This is a genomic window from Streptomyces sp. NPDC048254, from assembly GCF_043201895.1.
Classification (GTDB): domain Bacteria; phylum Actinomycetota; class Actinomycetes; order Streptomycetales; family Streptomycetaceae; genus Streptomyces.
This window is the reverse complement of the sequence record NZ_JBICZJ010000003.1, coordinates 288,716-313,174: the sequence shown is the minus strand read 5'-3', so window position 1 is coordinate 313,174 and position 24,459 is coordinate 288,716. Positions and strand designations below refer to the sequence as shown.

Genomic DNA, 24,459 nt, shown 5'->3' with positions numbered 1-24,459 from the left:
ACTACGCGGCGGGCGACGAACGACAATCAGACAGTTTGGAGACAGTCTCCGCGACCTTCGCGGCCCGCTCGATCACGCCGTACGTCTTCGACCAGGAAAGACACGGCAGTTCGGCGGTGACCGGCGCACTGGTGGGCATGCAGTCCGGCAAGTGCCTGACGGCGGATGCCTCCGGGGCTGCCCTCGCCACCTGCACGGGCGCCGACGGCCAGTCCTGGTACGACGCGCAGGGCACCCTGAAGGGCGCGAACGGCTATCTGACGGCTTCGGGTTTAGGTCTGACGACCACCGCCGACCGCACCGGTGACGCGGGCCGGCGCCGGCTGCTGAACGCCAACGGCCAGATCCTCAGCGAGGCGTCCGGCAAGTGCCTGGACGTGAGCGGGCAGGCCACCGCCGACGGCGGCAAGGTGATCCTCTACAGCTGCAACGGCGGCGCCAACGAGGCCTGGACCAGGCAGTAGCCGCACCGCTTCGCACGAACCGAGGGTCGCCGGCCACCCCCTGACCCGGCGGCCCTCAACTGACCCCGCATTCGCGTCCGTTCGTGATTCCGAACCGGGTACAACGTTTCGCGCAGACTTCGTCCAACCTCTTGCCGAAGCATTAGCCGAAGGTTAACGTCCCGCACCGCAGCGCAATTTCAGCCATCTGGCTTCCGGGGTTCCCCACGGCCGTAGAGCCGCAGCCGCACTCGACAGACAAGGACGTCAGCATGTCGGCACTCAGCAACAACAACTGGTCCCGCCGGTCTCTCTTCCGGGCGGCCGCGGGCATGGCCGCAGCCGGCACGCTGGCCGCGTGCGGCGGCAACAACGGGCGGGGCGGAGGGTCGGGGTCGGGCACGCAGCTCACCCAGTACTTCCACGCCTACGGCGAAGCGGGTACCGAGCAGGCCCTCAAGCGCTACGCGGCGGCGTACAAGAAGGCCGGCGTGAGCACCAACTGGATCACGGGCAACAACTTCGAGTCCGCGCTCTTCGCGGCCCTGCTCACCAAGAAGGCGCCCGACGTCTTCGAGTTCCACCCGCAGCTCCAGCTCGTCAAGAGCGGCCAGGTGGCGGACCTGAGCGACATCATCGACCCGGTCAAGGACGACTTCAACCCGAACGACATCAACTCCCACACGGTCGACGGGAAGATCTACGGGATCCGGATGATCGACGACCCGCAGTTCTTCTACTACCGCAAGTCGATGCTGGAGAAGGCCAAGGTCGAGGTGCCGACCACGCTCGACGAACTGATCGAGGCGGCCGCCAAGCTCACCACCAGCAAGGTCAAGGGCGTCTTCCTCGGCAACGACTTCAGCGCGATCCAGAACCCCATCATCTGGTCCGCCGGCGCCGACACCATCAACGACAAGAACGAGATCGCATACCACACGGACGGCGTCGTCGGGGGCCTGAAGCAGCTCCGGACCCTGTTCACCAGCGGCAACGTGCTCCTCGACGCCCCGACCGACTTCTGGGACCCGTCCTCGCTCAACCAGGGCCTGTGTGCCATCCAGTGGGGCGGTATGTGGTCCATGCCGGCCATGCAGCAGGCCCTCGGCGACGACCTCGGCATCTTCCCGTTCCCCAAGATCGGCAGCGCCGGCAAGCCGTCCGTCTACAACGGCGGCTGGTCGATCTTCGTCAACGCCAAGGGCAAGAACGTCGACGCGGCCAAGGAGTACGTCAAGTGGCTGTGGATCGACCAGAAGCAGTACCAGGAGGACTGGGCCACCTCGTACGGCTTCCACATCCCGCCGCGCACCTCGATCGCCAGCGGGGCCACCAAGCTCAAGTCCGGCCTGGCCGCCGAGGGCGTGAAGCTCTTCACCGACTACGGCCACTTCGACAACATCGCCTACGACCAGACGATGCAGACCGCGTTCGCCAACGTGATCGCGTCCTCCGTCCGCAAGAACGGCGACCCCGAGGCGGCGCTCGACACCTGCGACAAAAAGGTCAATGTCGAGCTCAAGAAGCTGTTCGGATAGGCCACCGGGAAGACCACGACATGTCGACCACCACCACACGCGGGGTCGCCCAGCCCGTCCCGGCCAAGGCCACCTCGGCGCGGCCGCGGCGGGGCCTGCGGGGCAACCCGACCGTGAACTTCTGGCTCTTCACCGGGTCCTTCCTCATCGGTCTGGCGATCTTCGTCATCGTGCCGATCGGCTGGAGCATCTGGCTCAGCTTCTTCGACGCCCGCTACACCGTCACACCGAGCCATTTCATCGGCTTCGACAACTACAAGCAGATCCTGACCAACAGCGGCTTCCCCGACTCGCTGCTGACGTTCACCGTGTTCGCCGCGTTCATCGTGCCGACCACCTGGGCGCTGTCGCTAGGGCTCGCGCTGCTGGTGAACCGCCTGCGGTTCATGAGGGCGTTCTTCCGGTCGGTGTTCTTCCTGCCGACCGCCGTCTCGTACGTGGCCGCCGCCCTGATCTGGAAGATGTCCATCTTCAGCGGTGTCCGCTTCGGACTCGCGAACACGGTCATCGGCTGGTTCGGCGCCGACACCGTCGCATGGATGTCCAACCCCACCCCGCCCTGGTACTGGCTGGTCATCGTGACCCTGCGGCTGTGGATCCAGTCGGGCTTCTACATGATCCTGTTCCTGGCTGCGCTCCAGAACATCCCGGCCGAGCTGTACGAGGCCGCCGCCATCGACGGCGCCAGGCCGGGCTGGCAGACCTTCCGGCACATCACACTGCCGCAACTGCGTGCCACCTCGACCGCGGTGATCCTGCTGCTGCTCATCGCCGCCTACCAGGCCTTCGACGAGTTCTTCAACATCGTCGGGCAGAAGGCGACCTGGGCGCAGACGCCGCTCATGGAGCTCTACAAGACGGCCCTCGGCACCAGCCAGGACTACGGCGCGGGCAGCGCCGGCGCGGTCATCCTGTCGCTGCTCATCTGCCTCGTCACCCTGCTCCAGGGCAAGTTCATGGGCTTCGGAAGGGGGGACTAGTCCACATGACCACCACCACGTCTCAGGTCGGCAAGCGACACAGGAAGGGCGGGGGCGTCCTCGGCAACACGGGGCTGTACGTCGCCGTCGGTATCGCCGCCCTGCTCTTTCTGATCCCCTTCTACCTGATCGTCCGCAACGCCCTCTCCACGGATCTGGAGATCACGGGCGAGAACTGGAAGGTGCTGCCCTCCTTCCAGTGGGGCAACATCTCCGAGCTGTTCGACGACCCCACGGTCGACTTCGGCCGCTCCATGGTGAACTCGCTGGTCGTCGCCGTCCTGACCACGGCCGGCACGCTCCTGGTGTGCTCCCTGGCCGGCTACGGCCTGGCCCGCATCCCGTACAGGCACGCCAACAAGGTCTTCTACGCGGTCCTGGCGACCCTGATGGTCCCCACGGCCGTCACCTTCGTGCCCAGCTTCGTGCTCGTCTCGTCACTCGGCTGGGTGGACACCTACCGCGGTCTCATCATCCCGGGCCTCTTCAGTGGTTTCACCTGCTTCCTTTTCCGGCAGTACTTCCTCGGATTCCCGAAGGAGCTGGAGGAGGCGGCACGCGTGGACGGGCTCGGCTACTGGGGCGCGTACTGGCGGATCGTCGTACCCAACTCGCTGAACTTCTTCGCGGCGATCGCCACGATCACCTTCATCAGCGCCTGGAACTCCTTCCTGTGGCCGCTGGTCATCGGCCAGGACCCGAGCTCCTGGACCGTGCAGATCGCACTCTCCTCCTTCATGACCAACCAGACGGTGAACTTCCATCTGATCTTCATGGCCACCGCCATCTCCATCCTGCCCCTGGTGTTCGTCTTCCTCTTCCTCCAGCGCTGGCTGGTGCAGGGGATCGCGCAGACCGGTATCAAGGGCTGACACCCTTCCGAAGACCTGGAGACCGATGTCTTTCCGTACCTCCGCCACCGACTACGTCGAGGACGTCTCCCCGGGCTCGGGCGCCCTGCCGCCCCGCGCCCGGTACCCGCACTCGGACGCCGAGTCGCTCTCACTGAACGGCAGTTGGCGCTTCCGGCTGTCGGCCACGGCCGACGCCGAGGACGACTCGTTCGCCGAGCCCGGGTACGACGCCGGCGGCTGGGCGGAGGTCTCGGTCCCGGGCCACTGGGTGCTCCAGGGCCATGGCGCACCGATCTACACGAACCACCTCTACCCGTTCCCGGTCGACCCGCCGAGGGTCCCGACCGAGAACCCCACCGGCGACCATCTCCGCGTCTTCGACCTTCCCGGGGAGTGGGACCTGACCGACGGCGGGGCGGTGCTCCGCTTCGACGGGGTCGAGTCCTGCGCCCGGGTCTGGCTGAACGGCACGGACATCGGCGAGTTCAAGGGCTCCCGGCTGCCGCACGAGTTCGCGGTCGGCCACCTGCTGAGGCCGGCCGGCAACGTGCTCGCCGTCCGTGTCCACCAGTGGTCGGCCGGTTCCTATCTGGAGGACCAGGACCAGTGGTGGCTGCCCGGCATCTTCCGTGACGTGACCCTGCTGCACCGCCCGGCGGGCAGCGTCCTGGACTTCTTCGTCCACGCCTCCTACGACCACCGCACGGGCGAGGGCACCCTGCGCATCGACTCCGATGTCGACGGGCGGGTGTCCGTGCCCGCCCTGGACATCGATGTCTCGACCGGCGAGCCGGTGACGGTCCCGGTCGAGGCGTGGACGGCGGAGACCCCGAAGCTGTACGACGGGGTACTGGCCACCGAGGGCGAGCGGGTGCCGTTGCGGATCGGCTTCCGGACGGTGGCGCTCGCCGACGGGCTGATCAAGGTCAACGGCACGCCCGTCCTCTTCAAGGGCGTCAACCGGCACGAGTGGCACCCGGAGCGGGGCCGCGCCCTCGACCTGGAGACCATGCGGGCGGACGTGCTGCTGATGAAGCGGCACAACATCAACGCGGTCCGCACCTCCCACTACCCGCCGCACCCGGACTTCCTGGACCTGTGCGACGAGTACGGCCTGTGGGTGATCGACGAGTGCGACCTGGAGACCCACGGCTTCACCGAACAGGCCTGGCGGGACAACCCGGTCGACGACGACCGCTGGACCCCGGCCCTGCTCGACCGGGCGGCCCGGATGGTCGAGCGCGACAAGAACCACCCGTCGGTGGTGATCTGGTCGCTCGGCAACGAGGCCGGCACCGGCCGGGGCCTGACCGCGATGGCCGAATGGATCCACGGCCGGGACCGGTCACGGCTCGTGCACTACGAGGGTGACATCAACTGCCGTGACACGGACGTCTATTCGCGGATGTACGCCGACCACGCCGAGGTCGAGCGGATCGGCCGCGGCCTGGACGGCGGCACCCACGGGCGCCGCCGGCTCCCCTTCATCCTCTGCGAGTACGGGCACGCCATGGGCAACGGCCCCGGTGGCCTGGCCGACTACCAGCGGATCTTCGAGTCGTACGACCGGATCCAGGGCGGCTTCATCTGGGAGTGGATCGACCACGGCATCAAGGACGACCGCTACGGCTACGCCTACGGCGGCGACTTCGGCGAGGAGCTGCACGACGGGAACTTCGTCTGCGACGGACTGGTCTTCCCAGACCGGCGGCCCTCCCCCGGTCTGGTCGAGTACAAGAAGGTGATCGAACCGGTCCGGTTCGAGGGCGACGGCACCGCCGTCCGGATCACCAACAAGCAGGACTTCGCCGACCTGTCCGCGCTGGCCTTCACCTGGTCGTACGAGGTCGACGGCGAGACCGTCGAGTCGGGCGGCCTGGCCGTACCCGCACTGGCGCCCGGTGAGTCGGCGGACGTGAAGCTGCCGGAACCGCCCGCCGTCACGGGCGGCGGCGAGACCCGGTGGACGGTACGGGCGCTGCTCGCGGCCGACACCGCCTGGGGGTCGCAGGGCCATGTCGTGGCCTGGGGCCACATCCCGGTCACAGCACGGCAGTTGCCGTCACTCGCCGCAACCGTCGGGCCGGTGCCCGGCGAGGGCCGGATCGCCCTCGGCCCCGCCACCTTCGACGCCCGCAGCGGCGCGCTGCTCGGCATCGGCCCGGTGGACGTGACCGGACTGCGCCTGGACGTCTGGCGGGCGACGACCGACAACGACGACGGCGCGGCCTGGCAGAGCGACATCCGCTACGGCCAGCTGTGGCGCAAGTTCGGTCTGCACCGCATGCGGCACCGCCTGGACGCGGTGGAGGCGGACGGCGACGCGCTGACCGTACGCACCCGAGTGGCCCCGGCGGCCTGGGAGTTCGGCCTGGTCACGGTCTACCGCTGGACCTCGGACGGCGACCGCCTCAAGCTCACCGTCTCGGTGTCCCCCGACGGCGACTGGACGGTGCCGCTGCCCCGGCTCGGCATCCGCTTCGGACTCCCGGCGGCCGAGCGCGTGCGGTGGTTCGGCGGCGGCCCCGAGGAGGCCTACCCGGACACCAGGTCGGCCGCCCTGATCAGCCGTTGGGAGTCGACGGTCGACGACCTCCAGACCCCGTACGTCCGCCCGCAGGAGAACGGCGCCCGCGCGGACGTCCGTTGGGCGGAGATCGGCGGCCTGCGGATCGAGGGAGACCCGGAGTTCTGGTTCACCGCCCGACGCTGGACCACCGAGCAGCTGGACGCGGCCGCCCACCGCACCGACCTCACCCCGGGTCCCACCGTGTGGGTCAACTTGGACCACGGCCAGCACGGCATCGGCTCGCAGTCCTGCGGCCCGGGTGTCCTGCCGCCGTACCAACTCCACGCCGGACCGGCCGAGTTCTCCTTCGTGTTCTCGGACATCGGCTGACCCTTCGGCCCGGTCACCCGCCGTGTCCCGGCCCGCAGCGGTACACCGTGTAGGCCGAGACCCGAACCGGCGAGCAGTGGCCGATGACCCAGCGCATCAGGGCGCGGCCCGGGGTCCTGGCGCCCCGGGCACGGTGGGTGAGGTCGGCACGGCCCAGGAGGACGTACCGGAGCCTGCCGGTGTCGATCAGCTGGTGGAAGGCCGTGGCGGCGGGGAAGGGCACATGGGCGGTGAAGCCGCCCACCGGCAGGACCGGGGCGTTGGCCGCGAGGATGTACGGCGCCGCCGCCTGCCAGCGGGGTACGGCGGCCAGATAGCGGGCGCCGTCGCGGTGCGCGGTGAGGTAGGCGAGGACCCGCCGCTGGGCCGGGGTCAGGGCCGAGGTGGCGTTGTGGACGCGGACGCTGGCCGGGCCGACCCGGCCGAATCCGCCAGGCTGGTTGTACCGCAGGGACAGCGCGGACGCGGACCACACCGTGGGGATGACGAGGACGGCGATGAGGGCGACGGCGAGTCCGGTCCGGTGCCGGCGCGGCCGGTCGGCGACGAGCAGGGCCAGGGCCGGCAGGGACAGTCCTACGGCGACGGCGACCGACCAGGCGAAGAAGTGCGGGTAGGTCAGGGCGAGGGCCGCGCACCAGGCGACGTTGACGGCGAGCACCGCGCCGAGCACGCCGCGCCGCCGTAGCTGTGTCACGCCCGCCCCGGCCAGCGCCGCCAGGGCCACCGCCACCACGCCCATGTAGTAGGTGTGCCCGGTCACGCTGCCGAAGCTGAAGACCAGGAAGAAGGTCACCAGCCACACCCCCCACATCAGGTGTCCGGCCAGGACGGGGTCGGTACGCGGGACGCGGCGGCGCCACAGCGCCAGCCCTCCGGCCACCAGGCCGAGCGCGGCGAGCGGATACAGCCAGCCGGTCTGGGTGGCGATGCCGGGGCTGAACATCTTCCAGACGCTGTCCCCCATGCCCGGCGACAGCCTGCTGTGCGCCCGGTCGGCGACGATGCTGCCGGTGCCGGCGGCGTCGACGCCCAGTGCGCGGAAACGGGTGAGGAAGTTGTAGCCGACGACCAGCCCGAACGGCGAGTTGTCGGTCGTACCGTCCAGGTACGGGCGGCCCGACGCCGAGGTGAGCGTGGCGACCAGCATCCAGGACAGGGACACCGTCAGCATGACCGCGCCCGCCACGGCCACGTCGCGGATCCGGCGGCGCAGGGACGTCGGCGCGGCCACCAGATAGGGCACGGCCAGCGCGGGCAGCACCGCCCAGGCCTCCAGCATCTTGCACTGGAAGGCCACCCCGACCCAGACGCCCGCCAGGACGAGGGTGCGCATCCGGGCGCGGGCGGTGGCCCGTTGGGCGGCCTCGGCGGCGAGCAGCAGCAACAGCACGAACGGCGCGTCCTCGGTGACGGACCGGGCCAGGCCCACGGTCACCGGGGTGAGCGTGAGGAACGCGGCGGCCAGCAACCCCGCCCCCACCCCCGCCCAGCGCCGTACCACCACGTGCAGCAGCAGCACGGCGGCCACGCCCTCCAGGCCCTGCGGGATCACCAGGGCCCAGGGGTGGAAGCCGAAGGCCAGCGCCGACAGGGCCTGCGGCCACAGGAAGCCGGGCAGTTTGTCCAGGGTGATCGAGGCCGCCGGGTCGAAGGAGCCGTAGAAGAAGGCGACCGGGTTGTCGGTCATGCTGCGGACCGCGCTCGCGTAGAAGGCGTGGTACGCGCTGTGCCAGATGCCCCAGAAGTAGAGGAGCGCGGCGACGGCGGTGACGGCGCCGAGCAACGGGCGCTCGTAGCGCTCGGTGCGGGTCCGCGCCGGGGTCGGCGGAGGTGGCGGACCCTGGACACGGACGAGCGGCGCGGTGACGGCAGGGCTCGGCATCGGAGGCGGCCTCCAGGACTCCCGGGTTCCAGGACTTCCGGTACGTCCTGGATTGCTACGGCCTCTAGGACGGGTGGAAATCGACGAAGGTCACATCCGGAACGGTGAGAACATTCAGGATCTTCGTGAGTATCCGCCGCAGCGCCTGTGACCAGCCTGAATCCGGGGCGTGTCTCACCGGCCTCTCACCGCAGGCTCACCTGGCGGCTCAGCGGGCCGGCCGCCCGGCGTGCTGGGCCGCGAGGCGCACCGGCGCGTTCTGGGCGCCGTATCCGCGATAGCCGGGATCGCGCTCGACCAGTTCGAAGAACACCCGTCCGACGGTGCGGGTGTAGCAGTGCCGGAAGACACCGCCGGCGTCCCGGTCGTAGAGGATGCCGAGGGATCGGTACGTCTCCAGCTCGCCGTCGGCGAACTCGAACCGGGCGGCCAGGTCGTCGTAGTAGTTGGCGGGAATGGGCAGCGGGCTGCCGCCTGCGGCGCGGAAGACGCGGGCCGCGGCGACGACGTCGTCGGTGGCCAGGGCGATGTGCTGGGCGTGCAGGGTGTCGTCGGCCGGGGCCGCGCCGACGCCGAGGGCGATCCGGACGCTGCCGTCGGCGTTGGTGACGGCGCGGGAGCGCAGCAGCCCGTAGGGGTCGGCGACGTCGACGCTCTCCTGGGCGTGCAGGCCGAGGACGCTGCGGTGGAAGAGGGCCGCCTCGTCGTACTGGTGCCAGGGCTGGGTGAGCGCGAGGTGGTCGATGCGTGCCGGGACGGGCGCCGGGGTGTGCGACATGCCGATGAAGTCGGCTCGCCAGTCGGGGAGTTCGGGGCCACGGCCGGTGGCGCAGAAGAACAGTTCGGTGCCGTCGGGGGCGGCGACCGCGTCGAGCGGGGCGTCCTCGGGGGCGCGACGGCGGGGCAGTACGGGGGCGAGCAGGGCCTCGGCGCGGCGGGCGGCGGCCCAGGGGTCGGGTGACTCCAGGCCGACCGCGGCGAGCTGGGTGCCTTCGCGGCGGGCGGCGGGACCGGTGTTGACCAGGATCCGGGCCTCGCCGCGCTCCCACAGGTCAACCGGCTTGCTGCGGTGCCGGGCGGTCCGGGCGAAGCCGAGGGCGCCGAGCAGCGCGGAGACGGGTTCGGCGTCCGGGGTGACGAGCTCGGCGAAGGCGACTCCCGTCGGCACGACCGGCGCAGGCAACTCCCCTATGCCCACGGCCTCTTGGAGCACCAGCAGCGAACGGTGCGCGTCGACGGCGGTCGGCCCGGCCTCGGCCTGCCGGAAGACGTCGTTGAAGACTTCGAGGGAGAGCGGCCCGTCGTATCCCGTACGCAGCACGTGCCGCACCAGCCCGGCGACATCGAAGCCGCCCTGCCCCGGGAAGCACCGATGGTGACGGCTCCACTGGAGCACGTCCATGGCGAGCAGCGGGGCGTCGGCCAGCTGGAGAAAGAAGATCTTCTCGCCGGGGACGGCCTCGATGCCCTTGGGATCGGAGCCCCGGGAGAGGATGTGAAAGCTGTCGAGACAGGTCCCGAGGGCGGGGTGGTCGGCCGCCTCCACGATCCGCCAGGCGTGGTCGTACGTACTGACGTGCCGGCCCCAGGCGAGTGCCTCGTAGGCGACGCGGATGCCGGACTCCTGGGCGAGCGTTGCCAGTTGGGAGAGCTGTTCGGCCGCGAGATCGTCGTCGTCGAGAGCGAGCGGGGAGACGGAGGAACAGACGAGGACGGTGTCGGCCCCCAACTCCCCCATCAGCTCGAACTTGTGCCGGGCGCGGCGGAGGTTGCGCGCGAACTCGTCATCGGGGACGGCCTCGATGTCCCGCATGGGCTGATAGAGGTCGACGGTGAGCCCAAGATCGGCACACCGGACCCGTATCTCGCGGGGAGACAGCGGGCTGGCGAGCAGATCGTTCTCGAAGATCTCGACACCGTCGAACCCGGCCCGGGAGGCCGCGGTGAGCTTCTCGGTGAGGGACCCACTGAGCGAGATGGTGGCTATGGAAGTACGCATGCCCTTATTCCTCACGTCCACTGCAACGCGCCCCTTCAGGGGCGCGGGGCTGTATCGATGTGCGGCTGCCGCCGCGTGGGCGCGACCAGCCACGTCCGGCCCGCACCCGTCACGCAACCTGACCCACCGACTTCTCGGCCAACTCCGCGATGTCGGCGAGCATCCGACCGCTGTCGGCCTCCCTCCCCGTGAACAACCGAAACGCATCCGCAGCCTGGAACACCGCCATCCCGCCCCCGTCCAGCACGGCACACCCCAACGCCCGGGCGGTACGCACCAGCTCAGTCTCCAGTGGCCGGTACACCACCTCGGCCACCCACAACCCGGGACGCAGCAGCTCGGCCGGCAACGGCAGCCCAGGATGCGCGGCCATCCCCGTAGGCGTCGCATGCACCAGTCCATCGGCATCGGCCAGCAGCCCCGCCAGCCGGTCCGGCGTCGCGGCGACCGCCCGCCCTTCGCCGAAGTACCGGTTCAGAGAGCTCGCGAGATCCGCGGCCCGGTCGGCGAGCGCGTCCACGACAGTGACCCGCTCGGCCCCCAGCGTGAGCGTCGCGTGCGCGACTGCGGCCCCGGCGCCCCCGGCACCGAGCTGTACGACCCGCTCCAGCGGAGCGTCCCGCAGCCCGCGCGCGAACGACGCCGCGAACCCGGTGACGTCTGTGTTGTGGCCGACCGCCCTCCCGCCGCCCTCGAAGACCACCGTGTTGACCGCGCCCAGCGCCTCGGCCTGCGGGGCGAGCGCGTCCAGGTGCTCGATGACGAGCTGCTTGCAGGGGTGTGTGATGTTGAGCCCGTCGAAGCCGAGGTCACGGGCGGCCCGCAGCAGATCCCCGACGGCCTCGGGCGGCACGCCCAGCACGTCGATGTCGATCAGCCGGTACAGGTACCGCAGCCCCTGCCGGTCGGCCTCCCGCTCGTGCAGGGCCGGGCTGAGCGACGGTCCGATTCCGGAGCCGATCAGTCCGACGAGAAACGAGTCCTTGGCCACGGGGACCTCCTGAGCTGAGCTCCAATGTACGAACTAGTACGTTAGCTATATCAGGCGAGCCGTCCTCCGGGAAGACCCTGGCCGCCGGGCCCGGCCCGCCTTCTAGAATCTCCGGCACCGGAGCCGTACTCCCGAAGGAACCCGATGACCAGCGTCGAAGAACCGGCACAGACCAACGGGCGGATCCGCGACGCCGCCCGCACCCAGGCCGAGATCCTCGACGTGGCCACGCAGGAGTTCGCCCGGGCCGGCTACGACGGTGCCCGCGTCGACGAGATCGCAGCCCGCACCCGCACCACGAAGCGGATGATCTACTACTACTTCGGCGGCAAGGAGCAGCTGTTCACGGCGGTCCTGGAGCGGGCGTACGGCGTGATCCGCGAGGCCGAGCAGCAGCTGGACGTCGAGCATCTGGACCCGGTCGCGGCGATCCGCCGGCTGGCGGAGCTGACCTTCGACCACCACGAGCAGCACCCGGACTTCATCCGCCTGGTCAGCATCGAGAACATCCACGGCGCCGAGCACATCGCGGCCTCCGAGAAGCTCGGCAGGATCGGCTCACCGGCCCTTGAGGTGATCCGCCGGATCCTGGGCCAGGGCCAGGAGTCCGGGCTGTTCACGGCCGACGTCGACGCGGTCGACCTGCACGCGATGATCAGCTCGTTCTGTTTCTTCCGGGTCGCGAACCGGGCCACCTTCGGCGCCCTCTTCGGGCGTGACCTGGTGGACCCGGCGCAGCGCGCGCACTACCGGACCATGCTCGGCGACATGGTGATCGCCTACCTCACCGCGGAGCGCACGGCGGACTGACGGCCCGGGAACGCGCACGACCTCTTGACAGCGGGGAAACGCGAGCGCAACATCCCTACCCATCGCGACTAACTACCTAGTGGGTTAATTAGCACCGCCCGCTGGGTCCGCCGACCCGTCATCCCTGGGAACCGGCCTCCTCCCCCGCCGCTCACTCCGCCTACGCCGGAGTCCCCCGAAGGAGCCCCGCCGTGTCCGTCCCCGCCATGTCCGCCGACACCGCCGTGCCACCCGGCGGCCAGCCGAAGAAGGCCGCTCTGGCCGCCTGGATCGGCAGCGCCCTGGAGTACTACGACTTCTTCATCTACGGCAGCGCGGCCGCGCTGATCTTCCCGAAGGTCTTCTTCGACGCGTCGGACCCGGCCACCGCCACCCTGCTGTCGCTGGCCACCTTCGGTGTCGCGTACGCGGCCCGTCCGGTCGGCGCGCTCTTCCTCGGCCATTTCGGGGACCGGGTCGGCCGCAAGAAGATCATGCTCTTCACGCTGCTGCTGATGGGCCTGTCGACGTTCCTGATCGGCTGTCTGCCGACCCGCGCCGAGGTGGGCGGCCTGGCCCCGGTGCTGCTGGTGCTGTGCCGGGTGCTCCAGGGCGTCTCGGCCGCCGGCGAGCAGGCCAGCGCCAGTTCCATGAGTCTGGAGCACGCGCCGCCGGACCGGCGTGGCTTCTTCACCAGCTTCACGCTGAGCGGCACCCAGGGCGGCCAGCTGATCGCCACCCTCGTCTTCATCCCGGTCTCCCGGCTGCCCGAGGACCAGTTGCTGTCCTGGGGCTGGCGGGTGCCGTTCTGGCTGAGCGCGGCGGTGGCCGTGGCCGGCTGGTTCATCCGCCGCACGGTCCAGGAGACGCCCGCCTTCGCGCGGCAGGCGGCGGCCGAGGGCGTCGTACGGCTGCCGCTGGTGACGCTGCTGCGGCACCACTGGGCGGATGTGCTGCGGGTGGTCGGGGGCGCGCTGATCGCCTCGGTGAGCACGATCTTCACGGTGTGGGCGCTGGCCTACGCGACGAGCGACTCGGTCGGCATGTCCAAGACCTCGATGCTGTGGGTGAGCGCGCTGGCGAACCTGGTGGCGCTGGGCGCGATCCCGGCGTGGGCGACGCTGTCGGACCGGATCGGCCGGCGGCCGGTGTACCTGATCGGTGCGGTGGGCAGCGCGGTGGCGATGTCCGGCTACCTGTGGGCGATCTCCACCGGTTCGTACCCGCTGATCCTGGTCCTCGGTGTCGTCGCCTTCGGTGTCGTCTACAGCGCGGCGAACGGTGTCTGGCCGTCCTTCTACGGCGAGATGTTCTCGACCCGGGTACGGCTCTCCGGTATGGCGATCGGTACCCAGATCGGGTTCGCGGTGGCCGGGTTCGCGGTGACCTTCGCGGCGCAGATCGCGGGTCCGGGCGGGGACGACTGGTCGGCGGTGGCGCTGTTCACCGCGGCCCTGTGCGTGCCGCCGGTCATCGCCGCCCTCTCGGCGCGCGAGACCCACAGGCTGGCCACGGAGGACCTCGGCGCACGCACCTCTCGGGAGGCGTCCCGCCCGGAAACGGTCACGGCCTGAGCCCTGCCGACGAGGAGCAGCCGTACGTCCGCCCGGACCGGAGTCCGGGCGGACCGCGGCCGTCACCCTGCGGCGGCCTCCCGGATCAGCGGCTCGAACTCCCGCCGTACGTAGACGTCGAACGGCTCCGACAGGGCGCCGTCGATCACCCGCCGCACCTGGTGACCCGCCGCGAACTCCTTGATCTCCGCGCGGGATTCGGGCCCCACGCCCCCGCCGATGATCAGCACCCCGAATCGCCCGGTCTCCAGCAGCTTCCGGGCCTCGTCGTCGGTGCTCACTCCCTCCGCGTCGAAGCCGTCCGCGCGCAGCGTGGCCAACACGGCCGTCACCCTGGCGGGCGTCCTCCCGAGCACCAGTGTCCTCATGGCCGTTCCTCTCCACGATGTCGGCATCAGCGCATCCGACTGTAGAACCTCAAGTGCACTTGAGATCAAGCGTTTCCAGGGACTGGGGGCGGGCCCCGCACGCCGCCGGCTCGGGTCAACCACCGCCGGAGGTCCGGGAGTTGTCGAGTCGTGGCGCACTGAGGGCGGTTCGTGGACCCGGCCGCCGGCCCGGCGAGGACCGACGGTTCCGCCGGGTCGCGAAGGAGATTTGGTCCCACGCCGTTCACACCCTGGACATGAGCGGTGACCTGCGGGGATGCCGTCCGGTGCGATCGTGTGGCGTAGGCCGCCGAGCACTCTCGACAGCGCACGCGCGCGCCTTCTCCCGGTCGTTCCGGCACTGTGTCCGACGACCTCGAGCAACGGCGAGGAAGCGATGAACCCGAGCAAAGCCGACCGTTCCGAACAGGCCGTCGCCGAAAGCGACGCCGAGACCGCGGCCGGGGCCAAGCCGCTGCTCGACGCCCCGCAGACGGCCGCGGCGGGCGTCGCAATGTGGATCTTCGTCGTCGGCCCACTGATCTGCCTGGTCGTCGCCGTGCCGTTGGTGTGGGGACGGGGTCTGTCCGCGCTGGACGTCGTCATGGCCGTGGTCGCCTACCTGGTGTCCGGCTTCGGCCTCACAGTCGGCTATCACCGGCTCTTCACGCACCGCTCGTTCAAGGCGAAGCGGGGCCTGCGCATCGCCCTGGCCGTCGCGGGCTCGATGGGGGTCGAGGGCTCGCCGGTGCAGTGGGTGGCGAACCACCGCCGCCACCACGCCTTCGCCGACCGCGAGGGCGACCCGCACTCCCCCTGGCGCTTCGGAACCGACACGCGCGCGCTGCTCAAGGGCCTGCTGCACGCGCACATCGGATGGATGCTCAAGCGTGAACTGAGCAACCGGGCCAGGTTCGCGCCCGACATCGCCGCCGATCGCGACCTGCGGCTCGTCGGCCGGTTCTTCGGACCGCTGACCATCGTCTCGCTGCTGGCCCCCGCGCTGGTCGGCGGGCTCGTCACCGGTACCTGGACCGGTGCGCTGACCGGGTTCTTCTGGGCCGGCCTGATGCGGATGGCGCTGCTGCACCATGTCACCTGGTCGGTGAACTCGGTCTGCCATGTCGCGGGCAGGCGGCCCTTCGCCAGCAGGGACAAGGCCACCAACTTCTGGCCGCTCGCCCTGCTGTCCTTCGGCGAGAACTGGCACAACTCGCACCACGCCGACCCCACGGGCGCGCGCCACGGTGTGCTGCCCGGCCAGATCGACCCGTCGGCCCGCCTGATCTGGATGTTCGAGAAGCTGGGCTGGGCCCACGACGTCCGCTGGCCGAGCGCCGACCGTCTCGGCGCCCGCCTGCTGCCCGAACCGGCCGCCCAGCAGGAGTCCGCGGCCTGACCCGACGGACGGGCAGGCGCGGTTCAGGAGGCGCGCCGATCAGCCGGACACCAGCAGCTCCGTCCACTCCTTCGCCACCCGTTCCAGCGAGAAGCCCTCCCGTACCTGGCCGCGGGCCGTTTCCCCGGCCGCGCGCCAGTCGTCCTGGTCGGCCAGTGCGGCGATCGACCCGGCCATCGCCTCCGGGGTGTCGTGGATCCAGCGCCGGTCGTAGATCTCGTCCGCGCCCGGCCACGGCAGCAGCGCGGGTACGGCGCCGGAGGCCATGCCCTCGGCCGGGGCGAGGTGGAAGCTCTCGTCGTCGCTGGTGGACAGGACATGGCCGATGCGGCGCAGCCAGTTCGGCACGTCCGGTCCGAACTGGTCGAAGACGACGGCACCTTCGAGCAGCGGCGAGGTCTGCATCCGGCGCAGGATCGCCTCGTAGTGGGCCCGCTCCTCGGGCTTGTTCCAGATCCACCAGTACTCCCACGGCGGCTTGGACTTGACCGAGAGGTGCCAGCGCCGGTCGTGGGCGCGCAGCGCCTCCAGGACGTCGAGGCCCAGGTCGAGGCGTTTGCGGCTGGGCGCGATGCCGATCATGCCGAGCCGGTGCCGGGCGCCGGGGGCCTTGGGCCGGTCGAGCTGGTCGACGTCGACCCAGTTGCCGATCGTGGTGATCTTCGAGGCGGGCCAGCCGGTGCGCTCCCGGGTGCTGCGGGCGTAGTACGGGCTGACGCACACCACGCGGTCGACGGCGTCGATGTCGACCTGCTGCGGGTAGCCGGCGTCGAGTTCGAAGCGGTGCAGGCGGACGATCAGCCTGCTGCCGCGCCGCTTGTGACGGCTGTACCAGACCGCGGCCGGGCCGCACCACTCGACGACCACCACATCGGCCCAGTCGGCGAGTTCACGGCTCGCGGCCGGGTCGTGCCGGGCGAGCGCGGGCCAGGCGTCGACGCGTACGTCGAGGCCGGGCAGGGCGCGGAAGTGGTCGAGCAGCCGGGTGAGGAACTTCAGGTCGTGGCCCGCCACCCCGATCCGCAGCGGGCGCCCGCGGGTGGCGACGGCGGCGGGTGCGGAGGGGAAGGCGCCGTCGAGGTGGGCGCGCCAGCGGGCGGCCGCGGCCTCCATGGTGTACTGCCGGGCCGCTTCCGCACACCGGTCGGCCGCGAGCTGCCTGGCCTCGGCGTCGCGTACGGCGACGGTGACGGCGTCCACCGCGTCCGCGAGGGTCGCGTCGCCGGGCACGAACAGCGGGTAGTCGGTGCCGAGCAGCGCCTCGTGCGCGGGGGTCCGGTTGAGGACGACGGGCAGGCCGAGGGAGCCGAACTCCAGCACCTTGGTGGAGAGTTCGAGGCTGGCGTCCAGGGAGGAGTCGCGCCAGCCGAGGCCGAGGTCGCAGTCGGCGGCGATGCGCATGGCCTCCTCGCGGGGCACACCGCCGTGGTGGACGACCTCGGGGGTGGTGCGCAGCGCCTCGGCCATGGCGATGTCGAAGCCGGGGTGGGCGGCATCCTTGTGGATCTTGTCGCCGACGGCGTGGAGTTCGGTCCGGATGCCGCGTTCGGCGAGCCGCGCGGGCAGCCGGGTCATGGGCAGGGTGTTCCAACGGGGCGCGAACTTGCCGGTGTAGACGAGGCGTACGGGGTCGTGCAGTCCGTCGCGCTGCGGGAGCGGGACGCCGGGTTCGGGCACCGCCGGCGGGCAGAGCACGGCCCGGCCGCAGGCCTCCGGCACCGACGCCTCCAGGAAGCAGCGCAACTCCTCGGTCTGGCAGAGGAGTTGCCGGGAGGCGTTGGCGATACGGGCGAGGTCGACGCGGTCCTGTTCGGTCATCTCGGCCGGGGACTGCGGGATGTCGGTGAGGTAGGCCCAGACGCGTCCGTGGAAGTTGCCGTCGCCGACGATCTGCTTCACCAGCCGGCGGCCGCGCAGCACGAGCAGGTCGCAGGGCTCCTCCTCGTCCAGGCGGGCGAGCAGCTGCGAGGCCTGGTAGGGGGACAGGGGGCGCGCGCCCTGGCCGGGGACGAGGTGCTCCTCGTACGGCCGGACCACGGTGACCCCGGGCAGCCCGGCCAGCGGGTCGGTCAGCCGGCCGGTCTCCACGGGAGCCTTGAGGACGAGCCGGGTCCGGCAGCCCGCGCGGGACAGCGCCTGTACCGTCGACTGGGCCCAGACGGCGGAGCCGTCGATGAGGTTGAGGTCCACGTCGCCGTAGACGAGCGCCCTCAGGGTGCGGGTCATGACGGTTCCTTTCCACGCACGGCGAACAGGCGGTGCCCGGCACGCGACCAGGTGTCCGGCGGGGTACCGGTGTCCAGGAGCGACCGGCGGACGAGCAGCGGCTTCAGGGCCGGCACGAAGGCGTAGTCGTCGGCGGCGGGGGTGTGGCCCACCGCGTCGGCGCCCGAGAACTCCTGGGCGCAGAGCAGGTCGAGCAGCAGCGTGTCGGGGCGGTCCTCGGTCAGATCCGTCCAGTCGGCGACCCAGGGCGCGGTGGGCGGTCCGGAGTGGACGGTGACGGAGGCGGCGGTGAGTTCGCCGAGGTCGAGCCCCACGGGGTCGGCGACGACCACCTCGGCCGGCCGGTGCAGCTGGCAGAGCGTCTGGGCGACGAGCCGGGCGACGTCGGTGGCGTCCCGGGGCGCGGCCAGGACGGCGACCCGACGCTCGGCCGTCGGGTCGGGGGCGCCGGCCACTTCGGCGAGCCGGGCCAGTCGTACCCGGGTGCTGTCCTCCTGGAAGACGTCCCGGAGCCGGTCCCGGCCGTCGGTGACCGGGTCGAGGCGGGAGAGCGCCGTCCCGGTGTCACCGTCGAGGACGGCGTCCCAGGGCAGTTGGGACAGGCCCGGCGCCGAGGACGCCGGGCCGTCCCGCCACAGCACCGCGGCACGGCCCAGTCCCCTTGCCTGGCCGATCAGTTCGGCGAGGCGCCGGTCCAGGTCGGGGGCGTGGCCGGTGCCGGTGAGCGTCCAGGGGCCGGCCTCGCCGGTGCACGCGCCGAGCTGGACGAGGAAGACGTCCGGGTCGGTGCGCTCGACCAGCAGTCGCCCGTCGTGCGGCAGCACCCGGCTGACCACGGCGTCGGCCGCGAAGTCGGCGGCGGTGCGGTCGGTCAGCACGCCGGTGATCACCAGCCGGTCGCGGGGTGCCACGGACAGGGCGCGGTGGGAGAGGTAGAAGCGGTCGTCGGCCGGTGCCTCCGGTGCCGGGGCGGCGCTCGTGGCCCGCGCCGGCCGTCCCTTGGCCTTCCGCTGCCGCCACAGCCCGTACAGCTCCCCGGGCAGCCGGGCCGCGCCGCGCCCCGGCGACCGGGCCGCGGACACCAGCGCCTTGCCGACCCGCAGCGAGGTGGAGCCCTCCAGCATGGCCACGCGGGCCTCCAGCACCCCGGTCCGCTCCCGGGCCCCGCGCAGGGCGGAGGTGAGCTGGTCCTTGTCCCGCAGGGCGGCGGCCAGCCGTTCGGCGAGGCCGTCCTCGCGGGCGGTCTCCAGGGCGCGGGCGGTCTCCTCGGCCGCGCGTTCCAGGTCGATCAGGCGGGCCCGCTGGGAGCGGGAGACGAAGTCGGCGAGGACGTACTCGTCGGCGATCCGCAGGGCCGTGGCGAAACCGTCGGCCGGCAGCGGGTGGCCGAACCAGTCGTGCGGCGGCAGGAGTTCCTCGGTGCAGGCGAAGACCGCGCCGGCGTGCAGATGCGTGTAGCCGAGCGCGGCGGCGTGCAGCACCTGGCAGCGGTGGGCCACCAGGGCGTCGAGGAGACGGTGGTAGGGCAGGTCGGTCCCGGGGTGGCCGAAGACGATCAGGCCGCGGCCGCCGGGCCGCATCCGTTCCAGTGCGGCGAGGCAGTCCGCCTCGTCGCCGTGCAGGGCGGGGTCGGGGCCGTAGCAGAGGAGCATCAGCTCCCCTTCGCCGACCGGCTGTTCGTGCCGGGTCGGTTCGACGCCCGGCGGGAGGTGCAGATAGGGGTCGAGACGCAGGCCGCCGCGCGTCGCGTCCACGACCGAGGTCACGTCGTCCAGGTGCGGGTGGAGCAGATCGGTCAGGCGCATCAGCGGGTCCTTGTGAAGACATGGAAGCCGACCCGGTTCTCGCGGAAGCCGTAGGGCCGGAAGAGGGAGTGGCTCAGGCCCAGGGGCTCAAGTTCCTTGCGGTAGGCGGCGATCGGCCGGTGCACGATGTAGTCGCCGCGTGGGACGGGCTCCTCGGTGTGCTCGTCGGTGACGATCAGCCGGCCGGTGATCCGGACCAGCGAGGCGAGGTTGCGCAGGCCGGCCGCCCACTCCGCGTCGTCCATGACGTGGAAGAGGACGTCCACGCACATCACCACGTCGTAGAGCCAGGGGCTGCGCCACTCGTCGAGGGCGGCGAACGCGTAGCGGGGTCCGCCGCCCTCGGCCCGGGCCTGGCTGACGGCCTCCTCGCTGGTGTCGAAGGCGTCCACGTGGTGGCCGCAGCGGGCCAGTGCGCGGGCGAAGTGCCCCTTGCCGCAGCCGGCGTCGAGCACGAACAGCGGGGAGGCGGGGCTGGACAGGTCGCCGATCAGGGTGAGCAGCTGGCCGAGCCGTACCGCGTAGAAGATCTCGTTGCCGGGCCGGTCCAGGCCGATGTGGCCGCCGGAGGCGAGGTCGTCGCGTTCGCGGTGCCGGGTGTCCCAGTAGGTGCGGGCGGTGTGCCCGAGGGTGCGGGGACCGTCGGGGCGGGTGCGGGTGGCGTCAGTCATGGCGCTCCAGCCACTCGGTGAGTACGCGGGCGATGCGGGGGCCGGCCTTGCCGTCCCACAGCGGCGGCCCCTCGGGGTCGGCGGGCGGCTGTCCGTCCAGGACCTTGCGCAGGGCGGGCACCAGTTCGCCGTGGTTCACCAGCCGGTTGGTGCCGTGGGTGACGGTGACGGGGCGTTCGGTCGTGGTGCGCAGCGTCAGACAGGGGACGCCCAGCACGGTGGTCTCCTCCTGGACCCCGCCGGAGTCGGTGATCACGGCGGCGGCGCCCCGCACCAGGCCCATGAACTCGACGTAGCCGAGCGGTTCGAGCAGATGGATGCCGGGCGCGTCGGCGAGACCCGCCTTGCGCAGTGCCTCCCGGCCGCGCGGGTGCAGGGGCACGGCGAGGTCCAGGTGGCCGGCCGCCTCGGTGAGCGCGCGGGCGGCGGCCGCGGCGGCCTCGGGGTCGTCGACGTTGGCCGGCCGGTGCAGGGTGACCACGCCATAGCGTTCGGGCAGGGCGTGGGCGGTGCGGGCGGCGACCGGGTCGAAATGGTCCAGATGGGTGAGCAGGGTGTCGATCATCGGGTTGCCGACGAGGTGTACCCGGCCCGGGTCGACGCCCTCGCGGGCGAGGTGGCCGACGGCTTCCGGGCTGGTCGCGAAGAGCAGCTCGGCCAACTGGTCGACCACGCGCCGGTTGACCTCCTCCGGCATCGCCATGTCGAAGCTGCGCAGGCCCGCCTCGACATGGGCGACCGGGATGCCCAGCTTGGCGGCGGCCAGGGCCGCGGCGAGGGTGGAGTTCACGTCGCCGTACACGACGACCAGGGCCGGGGCGCGGACCAGCAGCTCGCCCTCCAGCGCCACCAGCAGGTCGGCGGTCTGCCGGGCCTGGCTGCCGGAGCCGACGCCCAGGTCGGAGTCCGGGGCGGGCAGGCCCAGCTCCCGGAAGAAGATGTGCGACATCCGCTCGTCGTAGTGCTGACCCGTGTGCACCAGGACCTGGTCGTGCCCGGTCGCACGCAGGGCGGCGACGACGGGCGCGGCCTTCACGAAGTTCGGCCTGGTCCCTACGACATGGAGTACGCGGCCGTTCATGTCGTACGTTCTCCGCTCTGTCGGCCTACCTTGGCGACATGGCCCGACTTCCGTTCCCGCACATGCCGCGCCGTGTTCTTCGGATTCCCCGTGCACTCAGCTTGGCCGCATCCGTCGCATGGGGCGAGTTGCGCGGCGACCCCGCGCGGGCCGCGCTGCTCGGCGTACGGCTGCTGCCGGGGCGGGTGCGGCGCGGGCTCGGACCGGTCGAGCGGCGGCTCGCCGCCCGGGCCCGCACGGCCGGGCCGACCGCGACGCCGTCCGCCGCCCGGGTGGCGGCACCCGCCGGGCGGCCGGTCAGGCCCGAGCCCGGCCGGGTGCTCCATCTGGTCACCAACGGGCTGCCGTTCAAGCACGCCGGCTACACCGTGCGCACCCAGGCCCTCGCCGAGGCCCAGCGGGCCGCCGGGCTCGATCCGCACGTGGTGACCCGGATCGGGTTCCCGGTGGCGCAGGGCGTTCTGGACGCCCGCCCGCTGCAGATCGTGAACGGGGTGCCGCAGCACCGGCTGCTGCCGCTGAACCTGCCGTACGGGCAGGGCGCGGTGCTGGCCCGCAACGCCGAGCTGGCCGGGCGTCTGGTGGAGCGGCTGCGGCCCGCCGTGCTGCACGCGGCCACCGACCACGGCAACGGGCGGGTGGCGCTGGCCCTGCGGGAGACCTACGGGCTGCCGGTGGTGTACGAGGTGCGCGGGTTCCTGGAGGAGACCTGGCTGACCCAGGCGGCGGGCCGCACTCCGGACCACCCGACCTACCGTGCGCGGCGCGCCCTGGAGACGTACTGCATGCGCCAGGCCGATCTGGTGCTGACGCTGGGCACGGCGATGAAGGCCGAGATCGTGTCCCGCGGGGTGCCCGAGGAGCGGGTCCTGATCGTGCCCAACGCGGTGGACGACACCTTCCTCGCCCCGCCGCCGGACGGGGCGGAACTGCGCGGCCGGCTCGGCATCGCGGCGGACGACTTCGTGGTGGGCACCGTCAGCAGCCTTACTCCACACGAGGGAATCGGCACATTGCTCCATGCGGGTGTCGAGCTGCGCCGCCGTGGGGTTCCGCTGCGGCTGCTGATCGTCGGCGACGGACCCGAGCGGGGGGCACTCGAGGCGCTGGCCGAGCGGCTGGGTCTCGGCGCCGGCGTCGCGCTGTTCACCGGCCGCGTTCCGCACCGCCAAGTGCGCTCCTACCACGCGGTTCTGGATGTCTTCGCGGTGCCGCGCACCGCTGAACGGGTCTGCCGTCTGGTCACCCCGCTCAAGCCGGTCGAAGCGATGGCGAGCGGTCTTCCGGTGGCGGCCAGTGATCTCACAGCCCTGCGGGAAGTGGTCGAATCGGGAGTCAACGGTCAGCTGATCTCGCCTGAATCTCCGCATGCTTGGGCAGAAGCTCTCGAAGTATTGCTTTACAGTCGAGAACGGCGGCATGAATGGGGAGCGGCCGCCCGCGCTCTGGTAGCGCGTGACCGCACCTGGAAAAGGGTCGCTGCCACGACCCGAGACGCGTATCGCGCTCTTGGATGTGTCTGAGGCCCCCCTCGCCCGGAATCGCACCGTCCGGGCCCTTCGGATCCATACGGCGTCTGCCGTTGAGGGCGGAGTGAATCCCTATGCAGGTCGAAAAGGCCGTACCGCTCGGGGAATTGAGCGAATCGCTCGGGGATGCAGAACGGACCGACGGCTTCGAACTGGCCGTCATCGGGCTCGGCTACGTCGGGCTTCCGCTCGCGCGGGAGGCGTCGCTGGTCGGGCTGAGAGTGGCGGGGCTCGACCTCGACCCACGGGTCGTGGAGGGCCTCAACGCCGGGCACTCCCATGTGGACGACGTCTCCGACGACGACGTCGCCCGCATGCGGCAGGCCGGCTTCACCGCGTACACGGACGACGCCTGTCTGGCCCGTGCGCAGACGATCGTGATCTGTGTGCCGACCCCGCTCAGCGAGGACGGCGGTCCCGATCTCGGCGCGGTGACCTCCGCCGCGCGGGCGGTGGCGGGCAGGCTGGGCCGCGGCCGGCTCGTCGTCCTCGAATCGACGACCTATCCGGGCACCACCGAAGAGGTGCTCAAACCGATCCTGGAGGAGTCGGGGCTGCGGGCCGGCGAGGACTTCGCGCTGGCGTTCTCACCGGAGCGCATCGACCCCGGCAACACCACCCACGGGCTGCGCGAGACACCGAAGGTGGTGGGCGGCCACACCCCGGCGTGCGCGGCCCGGGCGGCCGCCTTCTACGGCAAGCTCGTCGACACCGTCGTACAGGCCAAGGGCACCCGGGAAGCCGAGATGGCCAAGCTCCTGGAGAACACCTACCGGCACGTCAACATCGCCCTGGTCAACGAACTGGCCATCCTGTGCCAGGAGTTGCGCGTCGACGTATGGGACGCGATCCGCTGTGCCGGCACGAAGCCGTTCGGCTTCCAGGCCTTCCGGCCGAGCGCCGGGGTGGGCGGGCACTGCATCCCGATCGACCCCAACTACCTTTCGTACAAGGTGCGTTCGATCGGCTACGAGTTCCGGTTCGTGGAACTGGCCCGGGAGATCAACGCGCACATGCCGGAGTACGTCGTCCGGCGCGCGCAGGATCTGCTCAACCACGAGGGCCGCGCACTGCACGGCTCCCGGGTGCTGCTCCTCGGCGTCACCTACAAGCCGGACGTCGCCGACCAGCGCGAGGCGCCGGCGGTCCCGGTGGCGCGGCTGCTGCGGGACCGGGAGGCGGAGATCGCCTTCCACGACCCGTTCGTGCCCGCCTGGTTCGTGGACGGGGAGGCCGTGCCGCGCGTCACCGACGTCATGGCCGCCGTGCGCTCGCACGATCTGACGATCCTGCTCCAGGACCACTCCGCCTACGACCTCCCGGCCCTCGGCGACGAGGCCCGGCTGCTCTTCGACACCCGCGGGCGGATCTTCCGGCCCGGAGTCGAGGTGCTGTAGCCGGCCTCGGTGGCAACTCCCCTTCCGCCGT

At 71.4% G+C, this 24,459-nt stretch carries 18 protein-coding genes; 10 read left to right on the top strand and 8 right to left on the bottom strand.

What is annotated here, in order from left to right; genetic code table 11:
* Positions 1-35: 35 nt before the first annotated feature.
* The 5 genes from ACGFZQ_RS11125 to ACGFZQ_RS11105 all read left to right on the top strand — a co-directional run bounded on the left by ACGFZQ_RS11125 (position 36) and on the right by ACGFZQ_RS11105 (position 6,714).
* The gene (locus ACGFZQ_RS11125; RefSeq protein WP_393840087.1) at positions 36-464 is read left to right on the top strand and encodes a ricin-type beta-trefoil lectin domain protein; all 429 of its coding nucleotides are present in this window, start codon (positions 36-38) and stop codon (positions 462-464) included.
* Between the two features lie 251 nt (positions 465-715).
* Entirely contained in the window at positions 716-1,981 is a 1,266-nt protein-coding gene (locus ACGFZQ_RS11120) for a sugar ABC transporter substrate-binding protein (protein WP_351730657.1), read from the top strand.
* 20 nt (positions 1,982-2,001) lie between these two features.
* Positions 2,002-2,961 carry a carbohydrate ABC transporter permease gene (locus tag ACGFZQ_RS11115; RefSeq protein ID WP_393840086.1) on the top strand — a complete coding sequence of 320 codons (960 nt, stop codon included), beginning with the start codon at positions 2,002-2,004 and terminating at the stop codon, positions 2,959-2,961.
* A 5-nt stretch (positions 2,962-2,966) separates the two neighbouring features.
* Positions 2,967-3,833, top strand: coding sequence for a carbohydrate ABC transporter permease (locus ACGFZQ_RS11110; RefSeq protein ID WP_393840085.1), 867 nt, complete (start codon positions 2,967-2,969; stop codon positions 3,831-3,833).
* Positions 3,834-3,858: 25 nt separating this feature from the next.
* Positions 3,859-6,714 carry a glycoside hydrolase family 2 TIM barrel-domain containing protein gene (locus ACGFZQ_RS11105; protein ID WP_393840084.1) on the top strand — a complete coding sequence of 952 codons (2,856 nt, stop codon included), beginning with the start codon at positions 3,859-3,861 and terminating at the stop codon, positions 6,712-6,714.
* A 13-nt stretch (positions 6,715-6,727) separates the two neighbouring features.
* Here ACGFZQ_RS11105 and ACGFZQ_RS11100 read toward each other — a convergent pair whose 3' ends face one another.
* From ACGFZQ_RS11100 to ACGFZQ_RS11090, 3 genes are all read right to left on the bottom strand, one after another.
* Positions 6,728-8,599, bottom strand: coding sequence for an ArnT family glycosyltransferase (locus ACGFZQ_RS11100; RefSeq protein WP_393840083.1), 1,872 nt, complete (start codon positions 8,597-8,599; stop codon positions 6,728-6,730).
* 208 nt (positions 8,600-8,807) lie between these two features.
* Positions 8,808-10,598 (bottom strand): bifunctional sugar phosphate isomerase/epimerase/4-hydroxyphenylpyruvate dioxygenase family protein, encoded by a 1,791-nt coding sequence (locus ACGFZQ_RS11095; RefSeq protein ID WP_393840082.1) that lies wholly within the window; start codon positions 10,596-10,598, stop codon positions 8,808-8,810.
* Between the two features lie 109 nt (positions 10,599-10,707).
* Complete coding sequence (locus ACGFZQ_RS11090; protein WP_393840081.1) at positions 10,708-11,589, bottom strand: shikimate dehydrogenase; 882 nt, start codon at positions 11,587-11,589, stop codon at positions 10,708-10,710.
* 144 nt (positions 11,590-11,733) lie between these two features.
* Here ACGFZQ_RS11090 and ACGFZQ_RS11085 point away from each other — a divergent pair, with 144 nt between their 5' ends.
* Both ACGFZQ_RS11085 and ACGFZQ_RS11080 read left to right on the top strand, forming a co-directional pair.
* Positions 11,734-12,399, top strand: coding sequence for a TetR/AcrR family transcriptional regulator (locus ACGFZQ_RS11085; RefSeq protein ID WP_351730638.1), 666 nt, complete (start codon positions 11,734-11,736; stop codon positions 12,397-12,399).
* A 191-nt stretch (positions 12,400-12,590) separates the two neighbouring features.
* Positions 12,591-13,952, top strand: coding sequence for an MFS transporter (locus ACGFZQ_RS11080; protein WP_393840080.1), 1,362 nt, complete (start codon positions 12,591-12,593; stop codon positions 13,950-13,952).
* Between the two features lie 62 nt (positions 13,953-14,014).
* On the opposite strand, the gene ACGFZQ_RS11075 is transcribed toward ACGFZQ_RS11080, so the two are convergent.
* Positions 14,015-14,320, bottom strand: a complete 306-nt coding sequence (locus ACGFZQ_RS11075; RefSeq protein WP_351730632.1) for a hypothetical protein — start codon at positions 14,318-14,320, stop codon at positions 14,015-14,017.
* Between the two features lie 397 nt (positions 14,321-14,717).
* Between ACGFZQ_RS11075 and ACGFZQ_RS11070 the strand changes: the two genes are divergently transcribed.
* The gene (locus ACGFZQ_RS11070) at positions 14,718-15,719 is read left to right on the top strand and encodes an acyl-CoA desaturase (RefSeq protein WP_393840079.1); all 1,002 of its coding nucleotides are present in this window, start codon (positions 14,718-14,720) and stop codon (positions 15,717-15,719) included.
* 39 nt (positions 15,720-15,758) lie between these two features.
* Here the strand turns inward: ACGFZQ_RS11070 and ACGFZQ_RS11065 are convergent, their stop codons facing one another.
* Genes ACGFZQ_RS11065 through wecB form a run of 4 tightly spaced genes read right to left on the bottom strand, consistent with a single transcriptional unit; the run spans position 15,759 to position 21,502 of the window.
* Complete coding sequence (locus ACGFZQ_RS11065) at positions 15,759-17,945, bottom strand: glycosyltransferase (protein ID WP_393840078.1); 2,187 nt, start codon at positions 17,943-17,945, stop codon at positions 15,759-15,761.
* Positions 17,942-19,750: a hypothetical protein gene (locus ACGFZQ_RS11060; RefSeq protein ID WP_393840077.1), complete on the bottom strand. Its 1,809-nt coding sequence runs from the start codon at positions 19,748-19,750 to the stop codon at positions 17,942-17,944. Before ACGFZQ_RS11060 ends, ACGFZQ_RS11065 begins: the two co-directional genes overlap by 4 nt.
* A complete protein-coding gene (locus tag ACGFZQ_RS11055) occupies positions 19,750-20,421 on the bottom strand; it encodes a class I SAM-dependent methyltransferase (RefSeq protein ID WP_393840076.1) in 672 nt (223 codons plus the stop codon). The genes ACGFZQ_RS11060 and ACGFZQ_RS11055 overlap by 1 nt, the downstream gene beginning before the upstream one ends.
* Complete coding sequence (wecB, locus tag ACGFZQ_RS11050; protein WP_393840075.1) at positions 20,414-21,502, bottom strand: non-hydrolyzing UDP-N-acetylglucosamine 2-epimerase; 1,089 nt, start codon at positions 21,500-21,502, stop codon at positions 20,414-20,416. Before wecB ends, ACGFZQ_RS11055 begins: the two co-directional genes overlap by 8 nt.
* 101 nt (positions 21,503-21,603) lie before the next feature.
* Here wecB and ACGFZQ_RS11045 point away from each other — a divergent pair, with 101 nt between their 5' ends.
* Both ACGFZQ_RS11045 and ACGFZQ_RS11040 read left to right on the top strand, forming a co-directional pair.
* Positions 21,604-23,025: a glycosyltransferase gene (locus ACGFZQ_RS11045; protein ID WP_393840074.1), complete on the top strand. Its 1,422-nt coding sequence runs from the start codon at positions 21,604-21,606 to the stop codon at positions 23,023-23,025.
* Between the two features lie 80 nt (positions 23,026-23,105).
* Positions 23,106-24,428, top strand: a complete 1,323-nt coding sequence (locus ACGFZQ_RS11040; protein ID WP_351699309.1) for a nucleotide sugar dehydrogenase — start codon at positions 23,106-23,108, stop codon at positions 24,426-24,428.
* The last annotated feature ends 31 nt before the right edge of the window (positions 24,429-24,459 follow it).

Excerpts from the sequence above, each read along its gene's own strand:
- ACGFZQ_RS11120 (WP_351730657.1), top strand. The coding sequence starts at position 716 with ATGTCGGCACTCAGCAACAACAACTGGTCCCGCCGGTCTCTCTTCCGG.
- ACGFZQ_RS11115 (WP_393840086.1), top strand. The coding sequence starts at position 2,002 with ATGTCGACCACCACCACACGCGGGGTCGCCCAGCCCGTCCCGGCCAAG.
- ACGFZQ_RS11110 (WP_393840085.1), top strand. The coding sequence starts at position 2,967 with ATGACCACCACCACGTCTCAGGTCGGCAAGCGACACAGGAAGGGCGGG.
- ACGFZQ_RS11105 (WP_393840084.1), top strand. The coding sequence starts at position 3,859 with ATGTCTTTCCGTACCTCCGCCACCGACTACGTCGAGGACGTCTCCCCG.
- ACGFZQ_RS11100 (WP_393840083.1), bottom strand. The coding sequence starts at position 8,599 with ATGCCGAGCCCTGCCGTCACCGCGCCGCTCGTCCGTGTCCAGGGTCCG.
- ACGFZQ_RS11095 (WP_393840082.1), bottom strand. The coding sequence starts at position 10,598 with ATGCGTACTTCCATAGCCACCATCTCGCTCAGTGGGTCCCTCACCGAG.
- ACGFZQ_RS11085 (WP_351730638.1), top strand. The coding sequence starts at position 11,734 with ATGACCAGCGTCGAAGAACCGGCACAGACCAACGGGCGGATCCGCGAC.
- ACGFZQ_RS11075 (WP_351730632.1), bottom strand. The coding sequence starts at position 14,320 with ATGAGGACACTGGTGCTCGGGAGGACGCCCGCCAGGGTGACGGCCGTG.
- ACGFZQ_RS11070 (WP_393840079.1), top strand. The coding sequence starts at position 14,718 with ATGAACCCGAGCAAAGCCGACCGTTCCGAACAGGCCGTCGCCGAAAGC.
- ACGFZQ_RS11065 (WP_393840078.1), bottom strand. The coding sequence starts at position 17,945 with ATGACCCGCACCCTGAGGGCGCTCGTCTACGGCGACGTGGACCTCAAC.
- ACGFZQ_RS11060 (WP_393840077.1), bottom strand. The coding sequence starts at position 19,750 with ATGCGCCTGACCGATCTGCTCCACCCGCACCTGGACGACGTGACCTCG.
- ACGFZQ_RS11055 (WP_393840076.1), bottom strand. The coding sequence starts at position 20,421 with ATGACTGACGCCACCCGCACCCGCCCCGACGGTCCCCGCACCCTCGGG.
- wecB (WP_393840075.1), bottom strand. The coding sequence starts at position 21,502 with ATGAACGGCCGCGTACTCCATGTCGTAGGGACCAGGCCGAACTTCGTG.
- ACGFZQ_RS11040 (WP_351699309.1), top strand. The coding sequence starts at position 23,106 with ATGCAGGTCGAAAAGGCCGTACCGCTCGGGGAATTGAGCGAATCGCTC.